The 17,502-nt window shown below is 71.7% G+C and carries 16 protein-coding genes; 13 read left to right on the plus strand and 3 right to left on the minus strand.

The window, feature by feature from the left end; translation table 11 throughout:
* The first annotated feature begins 194 nt into the window (after positions 1–194).
* From accD to VKN16_07695, 7 genes are all read left to right on the plus strand, one after another.
* Positions 195–1,061 carry an acetyl-CoA carboxylase, carboxyltransferase subunit beta gene (accD, locus tag VKN16_07665; GenBank protein ID HME94074.1) on the plus strand — a complete coding sequence of 289 codons (867 nt, stop codon included), beginning with the start codon at positions 195–197 and terminating at the stop codon, positions 1,059–1,061.
* A gap of 14 nt (positions 1,062–1,075) precedes the next feature.
* Positions 1,076–2,332, plus strand: coding sequence for a folylpolyglutamate synthase/dihydrofolate synthase family protein (locus VKN16_07670; protein ID HME94075.1), 1,257 nt, complete (start codon positions 1,076–1,078; stop codon positions 2,330–2,332).
* A 28-nt stretch (positions 2,333–2,360) separates the two neighbouring features.
* The gene (locus VKN16_07675; protein ID HME94076.1) at positions 2,361–3,464 is read left to right on the plus strand and encodes a DegT/DnrJ/EryC1/StrS family aminotransferase; all 1,104 of its coding nucleotides are present in this window, start codon (positions 2,361–2,363) and stop codon (positions 3,462–3,464) included.
* A gap of 86 nt (positions 3,465–3,550) precedes the next feature.
* The gene (locus VKN16_07680) at positions 3,551–4,462 is read left to right on the plus strand and encodes a decaprenyl-phosphate phosphoribosyltransferase (GenBank protein ID HME94077.1); all 912 of its coding nucleotides are present in this window, start codon (positions 3,551–3,553) and stop codon (positions 4,460–4,462) included.
* On the plus strand, positions 4,450–5,817 hold the full coding sequence (locus VKN16_07685; GenBank protein HME94078.1) for an FAD-binding oxidoreductase: 1,368 nt from the start codon (positions 4,450–4,452) through the stop codon (positions 5,815–5,817). Before VKN16_07680 ends, VKN16_07685 begins: the two co-directional genes overlap by 13 nt.
* Positions 5,814–6,551, plus strand: a complete 738-nt coding sequence (locus tag VKN16_07690; protein HME94079.1) for an SDR family NAD(P)-dependent oxidoreductase — start codon at positions 5,814–5,816, stop codon at positions 6,549–6,551. Before VKN16_07685 ends, VKN16_07690 begins: the two co-directional genes overlap by 4 nt.
* 29 nt (positions 6,552–6,580) lie before the next feature.
* On the plus strand, positions 6,581–6,946 hold the full coding sequence (locus tag VKN16_07695; GenBank protein ID HME94080.1) for a hypothetical protein: 366 nt from the start codon (positions 6,581–6,583) through the stop codon (positions 6,944–6,946).
* Positions 6,947–6,950: 4 nt separating this feature from the next.
* Here VKN16_07695 and VKN16_07700 read toward each other — a convergent pair whose 3' ends face one another.
* Complete coding sequence (locus VKN16_07700; protein HME94081.1) at positions 6,951–7,697, minus strand: transporter substrate-binding domain-containing protein; 747 nt, start codon at positions 7,695–7,697, stop codon at positions 6,951–6,953.
* 13 nt (positions 7,698–7,710) lie between these two features.
* Positions 7,711–8,931 (minus strand): amidohydrolase family protein, encoded by a 1,221-nt coding sequence (locus VKN16_07705; GenBank protein ID HME94082.1) that lies wholly within the window; start codon positions 8,929–8,931, stop codon positions 7,711–7,713.
* Positions 8,932–9,013: 82 nt separating this feature from the next.
* Between VKN16_07705 and VKN16_07710 the strand changes: the two genes are divergently transcribed.
* Positions 9,014–9,772, plus strand: a complete 759-nt coding sequence (locus VKN16_07710; GenBank protein ID HME94083.1) for an SDR family oxidoreductase — start codon at positions 9,014–9,016, stop codon at positions 9,770–9,772.
* Positions 9,773–9,832: 60 nt separating this feature from the next.
* On the opposite strand, the gene VKN16_07715 is transcribed toward VKN16_07710, so the two are convergent.
* The gene (locus VKN16_07715) at positions 9,833–11,512 is read right to left on the minus strand and encodes a glutamine--tRNA ligase/YqeY domain fusion protein (GenBank protein ID HME94084.1); all 1,680 of its coding nucleotides are present in this window, start codon (positions 11,510–11,512) and stop codon (positions 9,833–9,835) included.
* A 38-nt stretch (positions 11,513–11,550) separates the two neighbouring features.
* Between VKN16_07715 and gltX the strand changes: the two genes are divergently transcribed.
* Genes gltX through VKN16_07740 form a run of 5 tightly spaced genes read left to right on the plus strand, consistent with a single transcriptional unit; the run spans position 11,551 to position 17,055 of the window.
* Positions 11,551–12,972: a glutamate--tRNA ligase gene (gltX, locus tag VKN16_07720; protein HME94085.1), complete on the plus strand. Its 1,422-nt coding sequence runs from the start codon at positions 11,551–11,553 to the stop codon at positions 12,970–12,972.
* Positions 12,969–13,601, plus strand: a complete 633-nt coding sequence (locus VKN16_07725; GenBank protein ID HME94086.1) for a histidine phosphatase family protein — start codon at positions 12,969–12,971, stop codon at positions 13,599–13,601. The genes gltX and VKN16_07725 overlap by 4 nt, the downstream gene beginning before the upstream one ends.
* Position 13,602: 1 nt before the next feature.
* Positions 13,603–15,210: a Na/Pi cotransporter family protein gene (locus VKN16_07730; GenBank protein ID HME94087.1), complete on the plus strand. Its 1,608-nt coding sequence runs from the start codon at positions 13,603–13,605 to the stop codon at positions 15,208–15,210.
* Position 15,211: 1 nt separating this feature from the next.
* A complete protein-coding gene (glgA, locus tag VKN16_07735) occupies positions 15,212–16,720 on the plus strand; it encodes a glycogen synthase GlgA (GenBank protein HME94088.1) in 1,509 nt (502 codons plus the stop codon).
* Positions 16,717–17,055 carry a P-II family nitrogen regulator gene (locus tag VKN16_07740; GenBank protein ID HME94089.1) on the plus strand — a complete coding sequence of 113 codons (339 nt, stop codon included), beginning with the start codon at positions 16,717–16,719 and terminating at the stop codon, positions 17,053–17,055. Before glgA ends, VKN16_07740 begins: the two co-directional genes overlap by 4 nt.
* Positions 17,056–17,502: the final 447 nt, after the last annotated feature.

The following is a 17,502-nucleotide window of genomic DNA, read 5'->3' on the forward strand; positions in this document are numbered from 1 at the left end:
CCGCGGGCTGTCCGCGGCCTGGGGGAGTGCGGGGGCCATGTCGGGGCCCCCGCATTGAACAGACGAGTGCGGGGGCCATGTCGGGGCCCCCGCATTGAACAGACGAGTGCGGGGGCCATGTCGGGGCCCCCGCATTGAACAGAGCAGCGGATTCGAGTGCCCGGATGCAGCGGGTGGCATAGGATAGATAGACGATGGCCGCGTGGTTCTGGAAGAAGAAGGACGACGACGGCGAGCGCCCCAGGAAAGTCGTCATCGCCGAGGGCCTGTGGGTCAAGTGCGACTCCTGCAAGGAGATCGTCTACCGGGCCGAGGTCGACCGGGCGGGCCGGGTCTGTCCCAAGTGCGGCTATCCATTCCGCATCTCGGCGCGCGAGCGCATCGCCTCGCTGACCGACGAGGGCTCCTTCGACGAGCGCGAGTCCACCCTGCGGTCGAAGGACCCGCTGTCGTTCAAGGACACGCGGCGCTACACCGATCGCCTCAAGGCCGCCCGCAGCAAGACCGACACCGGCGAGGCGGTGGTCACCGGCACCGCGCGCATCGGCGGCTACCCGGTGGCGCTGGCCGTCTTCGAGTTCTCGTTCCTCGGCGGCAGCATGGCCTCGGTGGTCGGCGAAAAGCTGACCCGCACCATCGAGCTGGCCCTGCAGAAGCGCATCCCCCTGGTGATCGTCTCCGCGTCGGGCGGCGCCCGCATGCAGGAGGGCATCCTCTCGCTCATGCAGATGGCCAAGACCTCGGCCGCGCTCCAGCGCCTCGACGCCGAGCGCGTGCCCTACATCTCGCTGCTCACCGATCCCACCACCGGCGGCGTGACCGCCAGCTTCGCGATGCTCGGCGACATCATCCTGGCCGAGCCCCGGGCCCTCATCGGATTCGCGGGTCCGCGGGTCATCGCGGAGACGATCCGGCAGCCGCTCCCCGATGGGTTCCAGCGCTCGGAGTTCCTGCTCGAGCACGGCCAGATCGACCTGGTCGTGGAGCGGCGGGAGCTGCGGGCCACGCTTCGGCGCATCCTCGCCTTCTTCGGCGGCCGCACTCCCGCGCCCGCTCCATGACGTATGCGGAGGCGGTGAGCCGCATCCTCGGCCTGCGGGGCGGGGAGCGGACGGGCATGCGCCCCGGCCTCGAGCGCATCGAAGCGCTGCTCGACGCGATCGGGCGCCCCGAGCGGTCGTTCACGATCGCCCAGGTGGGCGGTACCAACGGCAAGGGCTCGATCTCGGCGATGCTGGCCGCCATCCTCCAGGCGGCCGGGCGGCGAGTCGGGCTCTACACCTCCCCGCATCTCCGACACTACCGCGAGCGCATCCAGGTGGACGGGCGGCCGATCTCGGAATCGGACTTCGTGGACGGCGTCGAAGCCCTCGGGACGCAGATCGCGCGCCTCGACGCCACCGTGTTCGAGGCGGGCACCGCGCTCGCGCTGGATCACTTCTGTCGCGCGCGCGTCGACGTGGCGGTGCTGGAGGTCGGGCTCGGCGGCCGGCTCGACGCGACCACGGTGGGGAGTCCCCGCGTGGTGGTGATCGGGCCGATCGACTACGACCACCAGCACGAGCTGGGCGATACCCTCACGCTGATCGCGGGCGAGAAGGCGGCGATCATCCGCAGCGGGGTGGCCTTCACCGCGTGCCAGGATCCCGAGGCCGAGGCGGTCCTGGAGCGCCGCGCCGCCGAGGTCGCCGTCCCGCTCGTGCGCGAGGGCCGCGAGCTGCACGTGACCCCGCGCGGCTTCACGCTCGACGTCCAGCGCGTGGATCTGGCCGGACCCGACTGGCGCATGACCGACGTGGCCTGCGGATTGCTGGGCGTCTACCAGCCCGGCAACGCCCTGCTCGCCGCGGCGGCCGCACGCGAGCTGGGCGCGGACGAGGCGGCGATCCGCGAGGGCCTGCGCGGCGCGCGCTGGCCGGGGCGCTTTCAGATCTTCCGGCGCGATCCGCTCACGATCCTCGACGGCGCGCACAATCCGGCGGGGGCCCGCGCGCTCGCCGCGTCGCTGCGCGCCTACTTCCCGGGCCGACCCGTCACCTTCGTGATCGGCATCCTCGCCGACAAGGACGCGGGCGGAATCCTGGCGGCCTTGCGCCCGCTCGCCTCGCGCATCGTGCTCACCGCGTCCACCAATCCGCGCGCCGCCGCGCCGGCCGCGCTGCGCGCGCTGCTGCCGGGCGCGTGCGTGGAGACGGCCGGCTCGCCCAAGGAAGCCCTGGCCCGGGCGCGACCGGATGCGCCCGACGGGCTCGTCTGCGTCGCGGGCTCGCTGTCGCTCGTCGGCGACGTCCTGATCGCCGAGGGCGGCGAGCAGGATGTACGGCTAGCCTGATGCGTCACGGTACAATGTCGAGCGAGTCATGATCCCGCAGATCGATCTCACGCGGCAGCACCAGGCCCTGCGTTCCGAACTGATGGACGCGGCGGCGCGGGTCATCGACTCCTGCCGCTTCATCCTGGGTCCCGAGGGCCAGGCCCTCGAGCGTGAAGTTGGCGCGGTGTGCGGGGCGCGGCACGGGCTGGGGACCGGCTCCGGCACCGACGCGCTGCTGATCGCCCTGAAGGCGGTCGGGGTGAAACCGGGCGACGAGGTGATCACCTCCGCGTTCTCCTTCGTCGCCTCCGCCACCACCATCGTGATGGCGGGCGCCACGCCGGTCTTCGTGGACATCGATCCGGTCACCTTCAATGTCGACCCCGCACAGGTGGAGGCCGCCATCACCGCCCGCACGCGGGCCATCGTGCCGGTCCACCTCTACGGCCAGATCGCCGCGATGGACACGCTGGGCGCGCTGGCCCGCGCGCGCGGTCTCGCCGTCGTCGCGGACGCGGCCCAGGCGGTCGGCGCCTCCTATGCGGGCCGGCCGGTCGCGCAGTGGGGCGACGCGGCGATCCTGTCGTTCTACCCGACCAAGAACCTGGGCGCCTGTGGCGACGCGGGCATGGTGGTGACCACTCGCGACGACGTGGCCGATCGCGTGCGCCTGCTGCGCGATCACGGGCAGCCGCGCCGCTACACGCACGTCGAGCTGGGAGGCTCGAGCCGGCTCGACGAATTGCAGGCCGCGCTCCTCCGCGTGAAGGTGGGCCGCCTGCCCGAGTGGAACCAGCGGCGGCGCGCGATTGCCCGCCACTACGGCGAGGTGCTGGCCGGGCTCGGCCTGGGCCTGCCGGTGGAGCGGCCTCCCGCGCAGCACGTCTATCATCAGTACACGGTGCGCTCGGGCAAGCGCGACGCTCTCGCGGCCGCGCTCGCCACGCGCGGGATCGGGACGGCCATCCACTACCCGAGCACGATCCCGGCCCAGCCGCTCTTCTCGTACCCCAACGCCGACCGCGCGTTCCCGGTGGCCACGCAGGCCGCCGCCGAGGTGCTGAGCCTGCCCTGCTTCCCCGAGCTGACCGACGGGGAGATCGACGAGATCGTGGGCGCGGTGAAGCAGGCGGTGCGCGAGGTGCTGTGACGTGCCCTCCGGATTGATGGACGCATCCGGTCGCGGATGTGATGGGTGAATCGTCTGAGCCGCGGCGCTGAGGGGATCGCGTCGCGGTGAGCTTCCCGATGGCGGTCCTGCTGTCGCTGCGCCCGCGTCAGTGGGTCAAGAACTTCTTCGTCTTCGCCGGCCTCATCTTCTCGCAGAGCCTGTTCACGCCGCTGGTGTGGCCCGCGCTCGCCGCCTTCGCGATCTTCTGCGCGCTGTCCGGCGCCGTCTACCTGTTCAACGACCTGGCCGACATGGAGAAGGATCGGCTGCATCCCACCAAGCGCCGGCGCCCGATCGCCAGCGGCGCCCTGTCGGTCCCCGCGGCGGTGGCCCTCGGGGTGCTGACCCTGGTGGGCAGCCTCGTGGCCGCCTACGCGCTCTCCGCGCGGTTCGGCGTCGTGGCCACCGTCTACGCCGCGCTCCTGACCGCCTACTCGGTCTGGCTCAAGCACGTGGTGATCCTCGACGTGCTCACGGTGGCGATCGGCTTCGTGCTGCGCGCGGTGGCGGGCGCCGCCGCCATCGGGGTCGACATCTCGGGCTGGCTCGTGATCTGCACGATCCTGGTCGCCCTGTTCCTGGCCCTGGGCAAGCGGCGCCACGAGTACCTGACCCTGCACGGCGACGCGGCGGCGCACCGGCCCATCCTGGCCGAGTACAGCGAGAGCTTCCTCGACCAGATGGTGGCGGTGGTCACCGCGTCCACCGTCACCGCGTACGCGCTCTACACCATGTCGCCGGACACGGTGGCGAAGTTCCACACGCGCTGGCTGCCGTTGACCCTGCCCTTCGTGCTCTACGGTGTCTTCCGCTATCTCTACCTGCTCTACCGCCGCGAGCTCGGGGGCAATCCGTCGGATCTCCTGCTCAGCGACCGCGCGCTGCTGATCAACACCGTGCTCTGGATGGTGGCGCTCCTCCTGATCATCTACGGGCCGGTGTGGGGGCCGGTCTGGCTGACCCGGTGGCTCGACTGATGCCGCCGTCCGACGCGCCCCCGCCGCCGCTCGAGCCGGTGGCGGGATGGGGCCGTCACCCGATCGTGCCGGGGCGCGTGGAGCGACCCGAGCATCTGGCCCTGCCGCCGGGATTCGAGCCGCTGGTGGCGCGCGGGCTGGGACGCGCCTACGGGGACGCGGCGGTGCCCGCCCGGCCGGGCGGGCGCGTCGTGGAGAGCACGCGCGCCGACCGGATCCGCAGCTTCGATCCCGCGACCGGCCGCCTGCACTGCGAGGCCGGCCTGAGCCTGGCCGAGATCCTGCGCGTCTTCGTGCCGCGCGGCTGGTTCCCGCCGGTGACGCCCGGCACCAGGTTCGTCACGGTCGGCGCGTGCGTGGCCTGCGACGTGCACGGCAAGAACCATCACCGCGACGGCTCCTTCGGCAACTTCGTGGAGCGCATCACGCTGCTCACCGCCGACGGCCGGCTCGTGCAGTGCGGGCCTGCCCGCGAGCGCGAGCTGTTCCTGGCCACCGTCGGGGGCATGGGGCTCACCGGCCTCATCGTCGAGGTCGTCTTGCACCTGCGCCGCATCGAGACGCCGTGGATCGTGCTCGAGACGCAGGGCATGGCCAGCCTCGAGGTGTTGCTCGAAGGCCTCCGGCTCAGCGCCGCCCACTGGCCCTACACGGTCGGCTGGATCGACTGCCTGGCGCGGGGCCGCCACGTCGGCCGCGGCATCCTGATGCGCGGCCGCCACGCCACCGCCGCCGAGGCGGGCGCTCACCGGGCCCGCCGGCCCTCGCGCCTGCGGGTGCCGTTCGACGCGCCGGAGTGGCTGCTGAATCCGCTCTTCATGCGCTGGTTCAACGGGGTCTACGCCTGGACCCACGGGCGCACGCTGCGCCGGCGCGTGGTCTCCTATGACCGCTTCTTCTATCCCCTCGACGCGATCGCGGACTGGAACCGCCTGTACGGCCCGCGCGGCTTCCTCCAGTACCAGTGCGTGGTGCCCCGTGGCGCCGGCTCGCGCCCGGTCCTGGCGCTGCTCGAGCGGCTCGCCGCCGCGGGCGCCGCCTCGTTCCTCGCGGTGATCAAGGACTGCGGCCCCGGCTCCGACGCCTACCTGTCCTTCCCCCTCGAGGGCACGACGCTCGCGCTGGACCTGCCCTACCGCGGCGCGCCCACCGAGAGCCTGCTGCACGACCTCAACGGCATCGTGATCGAGCACGGCGGCCGCGTGTACCTGGCCAAGGACGCCATCACGCGGCCCGACGATTTCGCGCGCATGATGCCGCGCCTGCGCGAATGGCAGGCGGTCCGCGACCGCTGGGACCCGGCCCGCCGCTTCCGCTCCGGCCTCTCGGTGCGTCTGCTGGGAGACCCCGCGTGAAGGTGGCCTTCGTGGGCGCGACCCGCGGCATGGGACGCGCCCTGGCGCGCGGCCTGGCCGAGCGCGGCGACGCCCTCTTCCTGCTCGGCCGCGACCCGGGCGAGATGGATCTCTCCGCGCGCGATCTGGAGTCGCGCGGCGCCGCCGGCCCGGTGAGCCACGCCCCGCTCGACCTGGCACGGCCCGAGGGCTTCGCCGAGGCGCTCGCCGCGGCGGACCGCGCGCTGGCCCGCATGGACGCGCTCGTGGTGACGGGCGGCGCCTTCGCGAGTCAGAACGATCTGGCCCAAGACCCGGCGCGCCTGGCCGCGCTGCTGCACGCCAACTTCACCGGCACCGCGCTCCTGTGTCAGCAGGCGGCGGAGCGGCTGGCTGCGGCCGGCGGCGGCCTGGTCTGCGCCTTCAGCAGCGTGGCGGGCGACCGGGCCCGGCGGAGCAACTATCTCTACGGCGCCTCCAAGGCCGGCCTGTCCGCCTTCCTGGACGGCCTGGATCTGGCGTATCGTGAGCGCGGCGTGCCGGTGCTCTGCGTGAAGCCCGGCTTCGTGCGGACCGGGATGACCGCCGGGATGCCGGTGCCGCCGTTCGCGGGCGAGCCCGACGCAGTGGCGCGCGACGTGATCGCGGCGATGGACGCCCGCCGCCACGTCGTCTACGCTCCCTCCGTCTGGCGGTGGATCATGCTGATCATCCGGGCGCTGCCCCGCGCCGTGCTGCGGCGCGTGCGGTTCTGAGGCCGACGAGTGCGGGGGAGGGGAGCCTGATGCCGAAGATCTGGCGGGTCTACAGCGGGGCCGACGGGCAATCCCACGTGGAAGAGATGCCGCTCGCCATGAAGCCGTTCACCGACACCGAGGGCGCGCACGGGGAGAGCACGCCGCTGCAGGCGGGGACCGGCATCGTGTTCCGCGTCTCACCGCCCGGCTATGTGCTGGACTGGCATTGCGCGCCGCGCCGGCAGTACTCCATCACGCTGTCGGGTCAGGCCGAGATCCAGGTCGGCGACGGCACCGTGGTGCGCGTCGGGCCCGGCGACGTGCTGCTGGCCGAGGACCTGACCGGCCGCGGTCACGTCACCCGGTCGGTCGGCGACGGGCCCCGCTTCTACGCGATCGTCCCGCTGACCTGAGCGCTCAGGGCGCGGCCGGCTCGGGGGGCGCCACCGGCACGCCGCGCACCCCGGACGTCTCGAGGGCGCGGGCCACGAAGCCCGAGGCTTTCATCTCCTCGATGAACTCGCGCGCGTAGGCGAGGCCCGCGTCGCGGCCCTTGGGCAGGCCCATCGCCTGCTCGATCACCATGAAGCGGTCGTCCAGCACCCGCGAGCCCGGCAGCTTGGCCTGGTCCATGAGCAGCAGCTGGCGCACGCCGGCGATGACGTCGGCCTTGCCGGCCTGGAGCAGCCCGAGCCCGGCGCTGTTGCCCGCCCCGCGGACCAGCGTCGCGTGCTTGATGGTGCGGCTCAGGAAGTGATCGTAGGCGCTCTTCTCCGACACCGCGATGCGCATGCCCGCGCGGTCGATGTCGGCGGCGCGGGTGTCGGCGGAGCCGGCGGGCACCAGATAGGTCCCCTCGATCAGCAGGTGCGGCGCGGTGAAGCCGACCTCGCCGGCCCGGCCGGCCTCGCGGGCGAGGAAGGCCACGTCCCACGCGCCGGTGGCCAGCGCGTCGGTCATCTGGCCCGCCGAGCCGTACTGCACCAGCGCGACGGGCACGCCGAGCCGCCGGCCGAGCTCGTGGGCCAGGTCCACCGCCACCCCCTTCACCTCGCCGGTGGTGGCATTCTTCTGGGCGAGGACCAGATTGCCGTGATTGATGCCGACGCGCATCGTGCCGGTCGGCGCAAGGTCGGCGCGGACCGCCGGGGATACCTGGGCCATGGTCATGCGGCTCCTATCCAGAGGAGGGTGAGATGAGGCACCGGCCGTCCCGGGCGACGATCCGCCCGCCGCTCACCACGAGCGCGCGGGGCGGACGCATCGCCACGACCTCGCCGAGGGTCTCGCCGGGCAGCAGGACGAAGTCGGCGCGGGCGCCGGGCTCGAGGCCGTACCGCTCGAGACCCAGCACGGCGGCGTTGCCGCGGGTGACGACGTCGAAGGCGCCGTGCACCAGCGCATCGGTGCGGAAGCCGTTCCGGTACGCGATCAGCATGGCCCGCTCGAGCATGTCGGCATTGCCGAAGGGTGTCCACGCGTCCCGCACCCCGTCGGATCCCGCGCCCACCGTCACGCCGGCCTCGCGGAGGCGGCGCACCGGCGGCGTCGGCCGGTCGCCCGGCGCGGTGGTCATGATCGCGATCCGCTCCTCGCGCAGGAGGTCAACCAGGCGGGCGGCATCGCGCTCCTCCACCATGCCGAGACAGAACGCGTGGCTGATGGCGACCCGGCCGCCCAGCCCGAGCGCGCGCGTGCGCTCCGCGATCATGCGGATCTGCTCGGCGCCCTGCTCGCCCGGGTCGTGCAGGTGGATGTCCACGCCGGCGCCGTGGCGGCCCGCGATGCCGAAGATCGCGTCGAGCTGGCCGCGGGCGTCGCCGTCGATGCCGGAGGGATCCACGCCGCCGATCAGCTCGGCCCCGTCCTTCACGGCACGCTCGAGCAGATCCGCGGTCCCCGGACGCGTCACCACTCCGCTCTGGGGGAAGGCCACCACCTGGATCGAGACCACGTCGCGCAGCCGGCGGCGCGCGGTCATCACGCCCTCGAAGTTGTGGAGACCGACCTCGGTGTCGATGTCGACGTGGCTGCGGATGTAGAGCGTCCCGCGGCTGACCGCCTGTCGTACCAGCCTCTCCGCCTGCGTGTCGATCGGCAGGCGCAGCTCGCGCCGCAGCCGCCGCTCGTTCTCGATGCGCTCGAGCGTGGTCGGTCCGGCTTCGTGCGGCCGCCAGCGCAGACCCCAGAACGTCTTGTCCAGGTGCATGTGGGCGTCGACGAGGGCGGGGAGCAGCACGTCACCGCGCCCGTCGATGATCTCGGCGCGAGCCGGCGGGACGACGCCCGGCGCCACGCGCGCGATCAGGCCACCGGTGGCCAGCACGTCGACGGCCGCGCCCGCCATCGGGCGGACATTGCGCAGCAGCAGATCGGTGGGCATGAGCGGATCGGCCATGACCGGGCGAGTGTACGGCCGACCCGCCGGGCCTTCAAGCCCGCAACGTCGGCCGCTCGAGGCACGCACGATCTGCTAGTCTATGGCGGCCGTGGACCTCAAGGATCGTGTCGCGCTGGTGGCCGGAGGCACCGGCCTGCTCGGCATCGCGATCGCGCGCGCGCTGGCCCGCGCGGGCGCCGACGTGGGGATCACCTATCTCGAGCGCCGGGACGCCGCGCGCGAGACCTGCGCGGCGGTGGAAGCCCTCGGGCGGCGCGCCTTCAGCGTCGCGCTCGACCAGACCGACGCCGGCGCCATCCCCGGGGCGATCGAGGCGGCCGCGCGCCACTTCGGGCGGCTCGACGCGCTCGTGAACAACGCGGCGTGGAACATCGCGATCCCGTTCCCGGATCTCGAGTCCCTGGACGCGGCCACGTGGGACCGGCTCTTCTCCACCAACCTGCGTGGCCCGTATCTCCTGTGCCGGGCCGCTGCGCCCCGTCTGAAGGCCGGCGGCGCTGGCCGCATCGTGAACATCGCCTCGGTGGCGGGATTGAATCCGGGCGGCAGCAGCATCGCCTACGCGACCAGCAAGGCGGGCCTCATCCATCTCACCCGATGCCTGGCGGTGGCCCTGGCTCCGGAGGTCACCGTGAACTGCGTGGCCCCCGGCCTCATGGAAGGCACGCGCATGACGTCGCGCCTGCGCCCCGAGACCGCGGAAGGCGCCCGCCAGCGCGCCGCGCTCAAGCGCGCGGCCAGCGTGGAGGACGTGGCGGATCAGGTGGTGACGTTCTGCCGCTCGGACAGTGTGACCGGCCAGGTGCTCAACATCGACGCGGGGGTGTTCTTCCACTAGGCTTTTCAGCTGCGGGGGCCCCGAATGGCCCCCGCACTCCCCCCGATGGCGGACAGCCGGTTAGGCCCCGGCGGCCTTCTCGATCTTCGCCCAGGTGTCCCGGAGGGCGACGCTGCGGTTGAACACCGGGCGTCCGCGCGCGTGGTCTTTCCAGTCCGCCACGAAGTAGCCCACCCGCTCGAACTGCACGTGCTCCTCGGCGGCGGCGGCGGCCAGCGCCGGCTCCACCTTCGCTCCGCGCACGACCTCGAGTGAGCCCGGGTTGATCACGCTCTTGAAGTCGGGCGCCTCGTCCGGCTTCGGCACCGTGAAGAGCGCGTCGTAGAGCCGTACCTCCGCGTCGACCGCGTGTGGCGCCGAGACCCAGTGGATCGTAGACTTGATCTTGCGCCCCCGGGCCTCGCCGCCCCGCGTGTCCGGATCGTAGGTGCAGCGCACCTCGGTGACCGCCCCGGTGGCCGGGTCCTTGGTGAGGCCGGTGCACTTGACCACGTAGGCCGCGCGCAGCCGCACCTCCACGCCGGGTGAGAGACGGAAGTACTTGGGCGGCGGCGTCTCGCGGAAGTCGTCCTGCTCGATCCACAGCTCGCGCGAGAAGGGGATCTTGCGGGTGCCCGCCTCGGCATCTTCGGGGTTGTTGATCGCCTCCATCTCCTCGGTCAGGCCGTCCGGGTAGTTCTCGATCACCAGGCGCAGCGGCCGCAGCACTGCCATCCGCCGGCTGGCGCGCCGGTTCAGGTCCTCGCGCAGGCAGTGCTCGAGCAGCGCCACCTCCACGAGGTTGGCCGCCTTGGTCACCCCGATGCGCTCGCAGAAGTCACGCAGGGACTCGGGCGTGTAGCCGCGCCGCCGCAGACCGGCGAGGGTGGGCATGCGCGGATCGTCCCAGCCGCTCACCAGGCCGTCCTGCACCAGGGTGAGCAGCTTCCGCTTGGACATCACGGTGTGGCTCAGGCTCAGCCGTGCGAACTCGATCTGCCGGGGGTGATAGACGCCGAGCGCGTCGAGGTACCAGTCGTAGAGCGGGCGGTGGTCCTCGTACTCGAGCGTGCACAGCGAGTGGGTGACGCCTTCGATCGAGTCGGACTGGCCGTGGGCCCAGTCGTACATCGGGTAGATGCACCAAACATCCCCGGTCCGCTGGTGCGAGGTCTTGCGGATGCGGTACATCACCGGATCGCGCAGGTTGAGATTGGGATGCGCCATGTCGATGCGGGCGCGCAGCACCTTGGCCCCGTCGTCGAACTCGCCCGCGCGCATCCGCCGGAAGAGATCGAGGTTCTCCTCCGCCGAGCGGCCGCGCCACGGGCTCTCGCGTCCCGGCTCGGTGAGGGTGCCGCGGTGCTCGCGGATCTCGTCGGCCGAGAGGTCGTCCACGTAGGCTCGGCCGGCGCGGATGAGCTGCTCGGCCCACTCGTAGAGCCGCGGGAAGTAGTCGCTGGCGTAGTGGAGGTGCCGGCCCCAGTCGAAGCCGAGCCAGCGCACGTCGCGGGTGATGGCGTCGACGTACTCCTGGCTCTCCTTGGTCGGATTGGTGTCGTCGAAGCGCAGATGGCAGCGGCCGCCCAGCTCGGCGGCCAGCCCGAAGTCGAGGCAGATGGCCTTGGCGTGGCCGATGTGCAGGTAGCCGTTGGGCTCCGGCGGGAACCGGGTCACGATCGGCGGGGAGAACCGGCCGGTGGCGAAGTCCTCGAGGGCGGCGTCCCGGACGAAGTGGGAGGGCCGGATGGGCTCGGTCATGGCCCCGATCCTACCATCGGCGATACAATGAAGCCCTTATGCCCGAGCCGGTTCGCGTTCGCTTTCCACCCAGCCCGACGGGCCATCTGCACGTCGGCGGGGCCCGCACCGCGCTCTTCAACTGGCTCTTCGCGCGCCACCACGGCGGGGTCTACGTGCTCCGCATCGAGGACACCGACACCTCCCGCTCGACCGAGGAGTACACGCAGTCGATCCTCGACGCGCTGCGGTGGCTCACGCTCGGATGGGACGAGGGGCCGCCCACGCCGGGCTACCGCCAGACCGAGCGGTTCGAGATCTACCGCGCCCACGCCGAGCGGCTGCTGCGGGAGGGCAAGGCCTATCGCTGCCGCTGCACCCCGGAGAGGCTCGACACCCTCCGCACGGCCGCCGAGGCGCGCAAGGAGACGTTCCGGTATCCGGGCACCTGCCGCGACGCGAACGTGCCCGCCTCGGAGCCCCACGCGCTCCGGCTGCGCATCCCGACGGACGGCGAGACAGTGATCGACGACGTCATCCGCGGGCGGGTCACGGTCAGCCACGCCGAGCTGGACGACTGGATCCTCGTCCGCACCGACGGCACCCCGACCTACAACTTCTGCGTGGTGGTGGACGACGTGGCCATGAAGATCACCCACGTGATCCGCGGCAACGATCATCTCTCCAACACCCCGAAGCAGGTGCTGTGCTATCAGGCGCTGGGCTACCCGCTGCCGGTGTTCGCTCACATGCCCATGATCCTCGCCGCCGACAAGACGCGCCTGTCCAAGCGGCACGGCGCCACCTCGGTGCTGGCCTTCCGCGAGATGGGGATCCTGCCCGAGGCGATGCTGAACTACCTGGCCCGCCTCGGCTGGTCGCACGGCGACCAGGAGATCTTCTCGCTCGACGAGATGGTGCGCCATTTCGACCTGGCCCGCGTGGGCAGCGCCGACGCGGTGTTCGACCTCGAGAAGTTCAAGTGGGTCAACCACCAGTGGATCAAGGCGCTCCCCGCCGAGCGCCTGGCCCGCGATCTCGTCCCCTTCCTCGAGCGGGCCGGCCTGCCCGTGCCAGGCGATCTTGCCTGGCTCGCCCGGGTGGTAAACACGTTGAAAGAGCGCGCCCGGACGCTGGTCGAGATGGCCGAGCAGGCCGCCTTCTACCTGAAGGCGCCGACCGCCTACGACCCGGCGGCCACCGCCAAGTTCTGGAAGGACTCGGCGGCCGATCGCTACGCGCTCCTGATCAAGCGGTTGGAGGCGCAGGAGGCGATGGACCCGGCGGCGCTGGAGGCGCTCTACCGGTTCCTCGCCGCCGATCTCGGGCTCAAGCTGGTGGACCTGGCCCAGCTGACGCGGATCGCGGTCACCGGCAAGACCGCGAGCCCGCCCATCTTCGAGGTGGTGAGCATCCTCGGCCGAGCCGAGACGCTGACGCGGCTCCGGACGGCGGCGGCCGTGGTGGAGCGGGGCCGGTGAGGCGGCTCCTGCTCGCGCGTCACGGCCAGTCGGTCTCCAACGCGGTCCGCAAGTTCCAGGGCGCGCAGGACGTGGCGCTGTCGCCGCTGGGCATCCGCCAGGCCGAGGCGCTGCGCGGGATCATCGGCCGCCGCTCCATCGCCCACGTCTACGTGAGTCCCCTCGAGCGCGCGCGCCGCACCGCCGAGATCGCGCTGGACGGGCTCGGACGCCCGGTCACGGTGGTGGACGACCTGCGCGAGCTGTCGCTCGGCGAATGGGAGGGCTGCACGGTCGAGGAGATTCGCACTCGCCCGGGCGACCCCTACACGCGGTGGGTGCGCGATCCGGTCCTGTGCCTGCCCCCGGGCAGCGAGCCGCTGGGCGACGTGCAGGCGCGGGTGCTGCGCGTGATCGAGGAGATCGGCCGCGCGCACCCCAACGGCGACGACGTGCTGATCGTCTCGCACGGCGGCGTCATCAGCGCGCTGCTCGCCCACTGGCTCGGCCTGCCGCTGTCGTCGATCTGGCGGATCGCGGTGGCCAACTGCTCGCTCTCGGAGATCTCCCCGCCGCGGGTGGTGTCGGTGAACGAGACCGGCCACCTGCGCGATATCGACGTCCCGATCACCGCGCCGCTGAGCCCCTGACATGACCCTGCTGGCGCTGTTCGGCGGTCTGGCCCTGCTGCTCTACGGCATGCAGCTGATCGGCGAGGGCCTGCAGCGCGCGGCGGGTGGTCACCTGCGACACCTGCTCACGCGCATGACCCGCACGCGCCTGGCCGCGGTGGCCTCGGGCGTGCTGGTGACCTCGATCATCCAGTCCTCGTCGGCCACCACCCTCATGCTGATCGGCTTCGTCTCGGCCGGCCTGCTCACGTTCCCGCAGTCGCTCGGGGTGATCCTGGGCGCCGACATCGGCACCACCGTCACCGTCCAGCTGCTCGCCTTCAAGGTGCAGGAATTGTCGCTGCTCCTGGTCGGCGTCGGCTTCGCCATGGCCTTCTTCGGCCGGCGCGGCCTCATCAAGCACGGCGGGCAGGTGATCCTCGGCTTCGGCTTCATCTTCCTCGGCATGAAGGTGATGAACGACGGGCTGGCGCCGCTGGCCGATCAGGATCTGACGCGCCAGGTGCTGGTGGCCCTGGCCGGCAACCCGTTCCTCGGCCTGCTGGTGGGGGCCGGGCTCAGCGCGGGCATGGCCTCCTCGGCGGCCACGATCGGGCTCACCCTGTCGCTCGCCCACCAGGGGCTGCTGCCGCTGGCCGCGGCCATTCCGGTCGTGCTCGGCGCCAACATTGGCACGTGCGCGACCGCGCTGGCGGCCAGCCTGCGCTCCTCCGCGGACGCGCGGCGGGTGGCGCTGGCCCACATCGCGTTCAAGGTCCTGGGCGTGGCGCTGGTATTCCCGTTCATCACCCCCCTCACGACCCTGATGGCCTATACCGCGGCCGACCCGGCGCGGCAGATCGCCAACACCCATACCCTGTTCAACGTGGCCATCAGCGCCCTGTTCCTGCCCTTCGCCCCCTGGGCCGCGCGGGTCATCACCGCGCTGGTGCCGGAGGAGGAGCGGGGGGACAATCCCTACCGGACGCGCTATCTGGACGACCGCTTCCTCGAGCAGCCGGCGCTGGCCATCGGCCAGGCGACGCGGGAAGCGCTGCGCATGGGCGACGTGGCCCAGGCGATGCTTCGCGATGCGATGGTGGTGCTGCGGACGGATAACCAGGAGCTGCTGGAGGACGTGGAGCGACGTGATGACCAGCTGGACTATCTGGAGCGCGAGATCAAGCTGTTCATCGCGCGCCTCGGGCGGGAGACCATGAGCAACGACCTGGCTCAGAAGGAGATCGCGCTGATCTCCTTCATCGGCAATCTCGAGAACATCGGCGACATCATCGACAAGAACCTGATGGAGCTGGCGCGCAAGAAGCTCTACCAGGGGCGCCGCTTCTCGGAGACCGGCGAGGCCGAGCTGCTGGAGTTCCACGGGATGGTCTCGAAGAACCTCGAGCGCGCCATCGCCGGCTTCGCGGCCAACGACCGCAGCCTCGCCCAGGAGGTGCTGGACCAGCGGCCGGTGGTGCGGCAGCGCGAGCGCGAGCTGCGCGACTCCCACCTGGCCCGGCTGCGCCGCGGGCTCGCCGAGTCGCTCGAGACCTCGGAGATCCACCTCGACGTGCTCACCAACCTCAAGCGGATCTCCTCGCACATCACCGCGCTGGTGTACCCGATCCTCGAAGAGGAGCCCTAGCGTGGCCAGCCGACTCCGCATCCTCGTCATCGCCTCCGAGGTCGCGCCCTTCGCCAAGACGGGCGGCCTCGCGGATGTGGCGGGCGCACTGCCCCGGGCCCTGGCCGGGCTCGGCCACGACGTGCGCGTCATGATGCCGAAGTACCGCGGCGCCGAGGCGCACGCCACCGAGACGCGGATCGTGGTGCCGAGCATCCAGGTGCCGCTGGTCGACCGCGTCGCCGAGGGCGCGCTGATCGAGGCGCGCGGCGCCTCGGGCGTGCCGGTGTACCTGCTCGAGCACGAGCACTATTACAATCGCGACAGCCTCTACGGCACCGCCGACGGCGACTACTGGGACAACTGCGAGCGCTTCGTATTCTTCTGCCGCGCGGCGCTGGAGAGCCTGGCCCGGCTCGAGGCGGCGAGCTCCGGCGTGCGCTGGCAGCCGCAGGTCATCCACGCCAACGACTGGCAGACCGGCCTGCTGCCGGTGTACCTGCGCACGCTCTATCGCGACCACCCGGTCGTGGGCAACCTGGCCAGCCTGTTCACCATCCACAACCTCGCCTACCAGGGCGTGTTCTGGCACTATGACATGCCGATGACCGGGCTCGGCTGGGACCTCTTCACCCCGGCCGGCATCGAGTTCTACGGCAAGCTCAACTTCCTGAAGGGCGCGCTCGTGTTCTCCGACCTCCTGACCACCGTGAGCCGCACCTACGCGCGCGAGATCCGCACCGCCGAGTTCGGCAACGGGCTCGAGGGCGTGCTGGAAGACCGCAGCCACGATCTGCACGGCGTGATCAACGGCATCGACTACGACGTGTGGAACCCGCAGAAGGACGCGGCCATCGCGCACCCCTACTCGGGCGACGACCCCGAGCCCAAGGCGATCTGTCGCGAAGCGCTGCGGCGCGAGCTCGGGCTGGACGACGCGGCGGGGCCGATCATCGGGGTGGTGACCCGCCTGGCCCAGCAGAAGGGCATGGACCTGCTATTGCAAGCGCTCCCCGGCGTTCTGGCCGAGGGCGCCCAGCTGGTGGTGCTGGGCTCGGGTGAGACGCTCCTCGAGGAGGGCTTCCGCGAGGCGGCGGTCGCGCACCCCGGCCAGATCGCGGTCCGCATCGGGTTCGACGACGAGCTCTCGCGCCGCATCTACGCGGGCAGCGACGCGTTCCTCATGCCCTCGCGCTACGAGCCGTGCGGGCTCGGCCAGCTCATCGCGCTCCGTTACGGGAGCGCGCCGATCGTGCGGCGCACCGGCGGGCTGGCCGACACCGTGATCGAGTTCGATCCGGCCCGGCGCACCGGCACCGGCTTCGTGTTCGACGCGTTCACCGCCGAGGCCCTGGTCGGTGCGGTGCACCGCGCCGCCTCGACGTACCGGCAGCCTTCTCCGTGGAAGGCCCTGATCCGCAACGCCATGGCCGAGGATTTCTCGTGGGACGCCTCGGCGCGGGAATACGTCACCCTCTACCGCAAGGCGCTGAAGGCGCGGAGCGGGAGCTCGCCACGGAGGTCGGCATGAAGAAGATCGAGGCGGTGATCAAGCCGTTCAAGCTCGATGATGTCAAGGAGGCGTTGAACGAGCTGGGGGTGGTGGGCATGACCGTCACCGAGGTACGCGGCTTCGGCCGGCAGAAGGGGCACACCGAGCTGTACCGCGGCTCCGAGTACACCATCGACTTCCTGCCCAAGGTGAAGGTCGAGGTGGTCGTGCCCGACCACCTGGTGGACAAGGTCGTCTCGGTCATCTGCCAGTCGGCCAAGACCGGCTCCATCGGCGACGGCAAGGTGTTCGTGCTGTCCATGGGCGAGGCCATCCGCATCCGCACCGGCGAGAAGGGCGAGGCCGCGATCTAGGGCTGAGAGGTGGCGGGCGGGCCGGGCGGGCGACCGATGGCATTCAGCCGTCGAAATCTGCAAGGCTCTATCTAATGCGGGGGCCCAGAAATGGCCCCCGCACTCCCCCAGTCGGCGGTCGGCCGGGTGCGGATGGCGGACAACCGTGGGCCGTCGACGTGAATGGCCCCCGCACTCCCCCGGTCGGCGGTCGGCCGGGTGCGGATGGCGGACAACCGCGAGCCGTCGACCTGCATGGCCCCCGCACTCCCCCGGTCGGCGGTCGGCCGGGTGCGGATGGCGGACAACCGCGGGCCGTCGACCTGCATGGCCCCCGCACTCCCCCGGTCGGCGGTCGGCCGGGTGCGGATGGCGGACAACCGCAGGCCGTCGACCTAAATGGCCCCCGCACTCCCCCGGTCGGCGGTCGGCCGGGTGCGGATGGCGGACAACCGCGAGCCGTCGACC

This window comes from Candidatus Methylomirabilota bacterium, assembly GCA_035315345.1.
Taxonomy (GTDB): domain Bacteria; phylum Methylomirabilota; class Methylomirabilia; order Rokubacteriales; family CSP1-6; genus CAMLFJ01.

What these genes read in the sequence shown, in the direction of transcription:
- VKN16_07695 (HME94080.1), top strand. Translation starts at nt 6,581, where the DNA reads ATGCCGAAGATCTGGCGGGTCTACAGCGGGGCCGACGGGCAATCCCAC.
- accD (HME94074.1), top strand. Translation starts at nt 195, where the DNA reads ATGGCCGCGTGGTTCTGGAAGAAGAAGGACGACGACGGCGAGCGCCCC.
- VKN16_07700 (HME94081.1), bottom strand. Translation starts at nt 7,697, where the DNA reads ATGGCCCAGGTATCCCCGGCGGTCCGCGCCGACCTTGCGCCGACCGGC.
- VKN16_07705 (HME94082.1), bottom strand. Translation starts at nt 8,931, where the DNA reads ATGGCCGATCCGCTCATGCCCACCGATCTGCTGCTGCGCAATGTCCGC.
- VKN16_07715 (HME94084.1), bottom strand. Translation starts at nt 11,512, where the DNA reads ATGACCGAGCCCATCCGGCCCTCCCACTTCGTCCGGGACGCCGCCCTC.
- VKN16_07710 (HME94083.1), top strand. Translation starts at nt 9,014, where the DNA reads ATGGCGGCCGTGGACCTCAAGGATCGTGTCGCGCTGGTGGCCGGAGGC.
- VKN16_07740 (HME94089.1), top strand. Translation starts at nt 16,717, where the DNA reads ATGAAGAAGATCGAGGCGGTGATCAAGCCGTTCAAGCTCGATGATGTC.
- VKN16_07675 (HME94076.1), top strand. Translation starts at nt 2,361, where the DNA reads ATGATCCCGCAGATCGATCTCACGCGGCAGCACCAGGCCCTGCGTTCC.
- gltX (HME94085.1), top strand. Translation starts at nt 11,551, where the DNA reads ATGCCCGAGCCGGTTCGCGTTCGCTTTCCACCCAGCCCGACGGGCCAT.
- VKN16_07730 (HME94087.1), top strand. Translation starts at nt 13,603, where the DNA reads ATGACCCTGCTGGCGCTGTTCGGCGGTCTGGCCCTGCTGCTCTACGGC.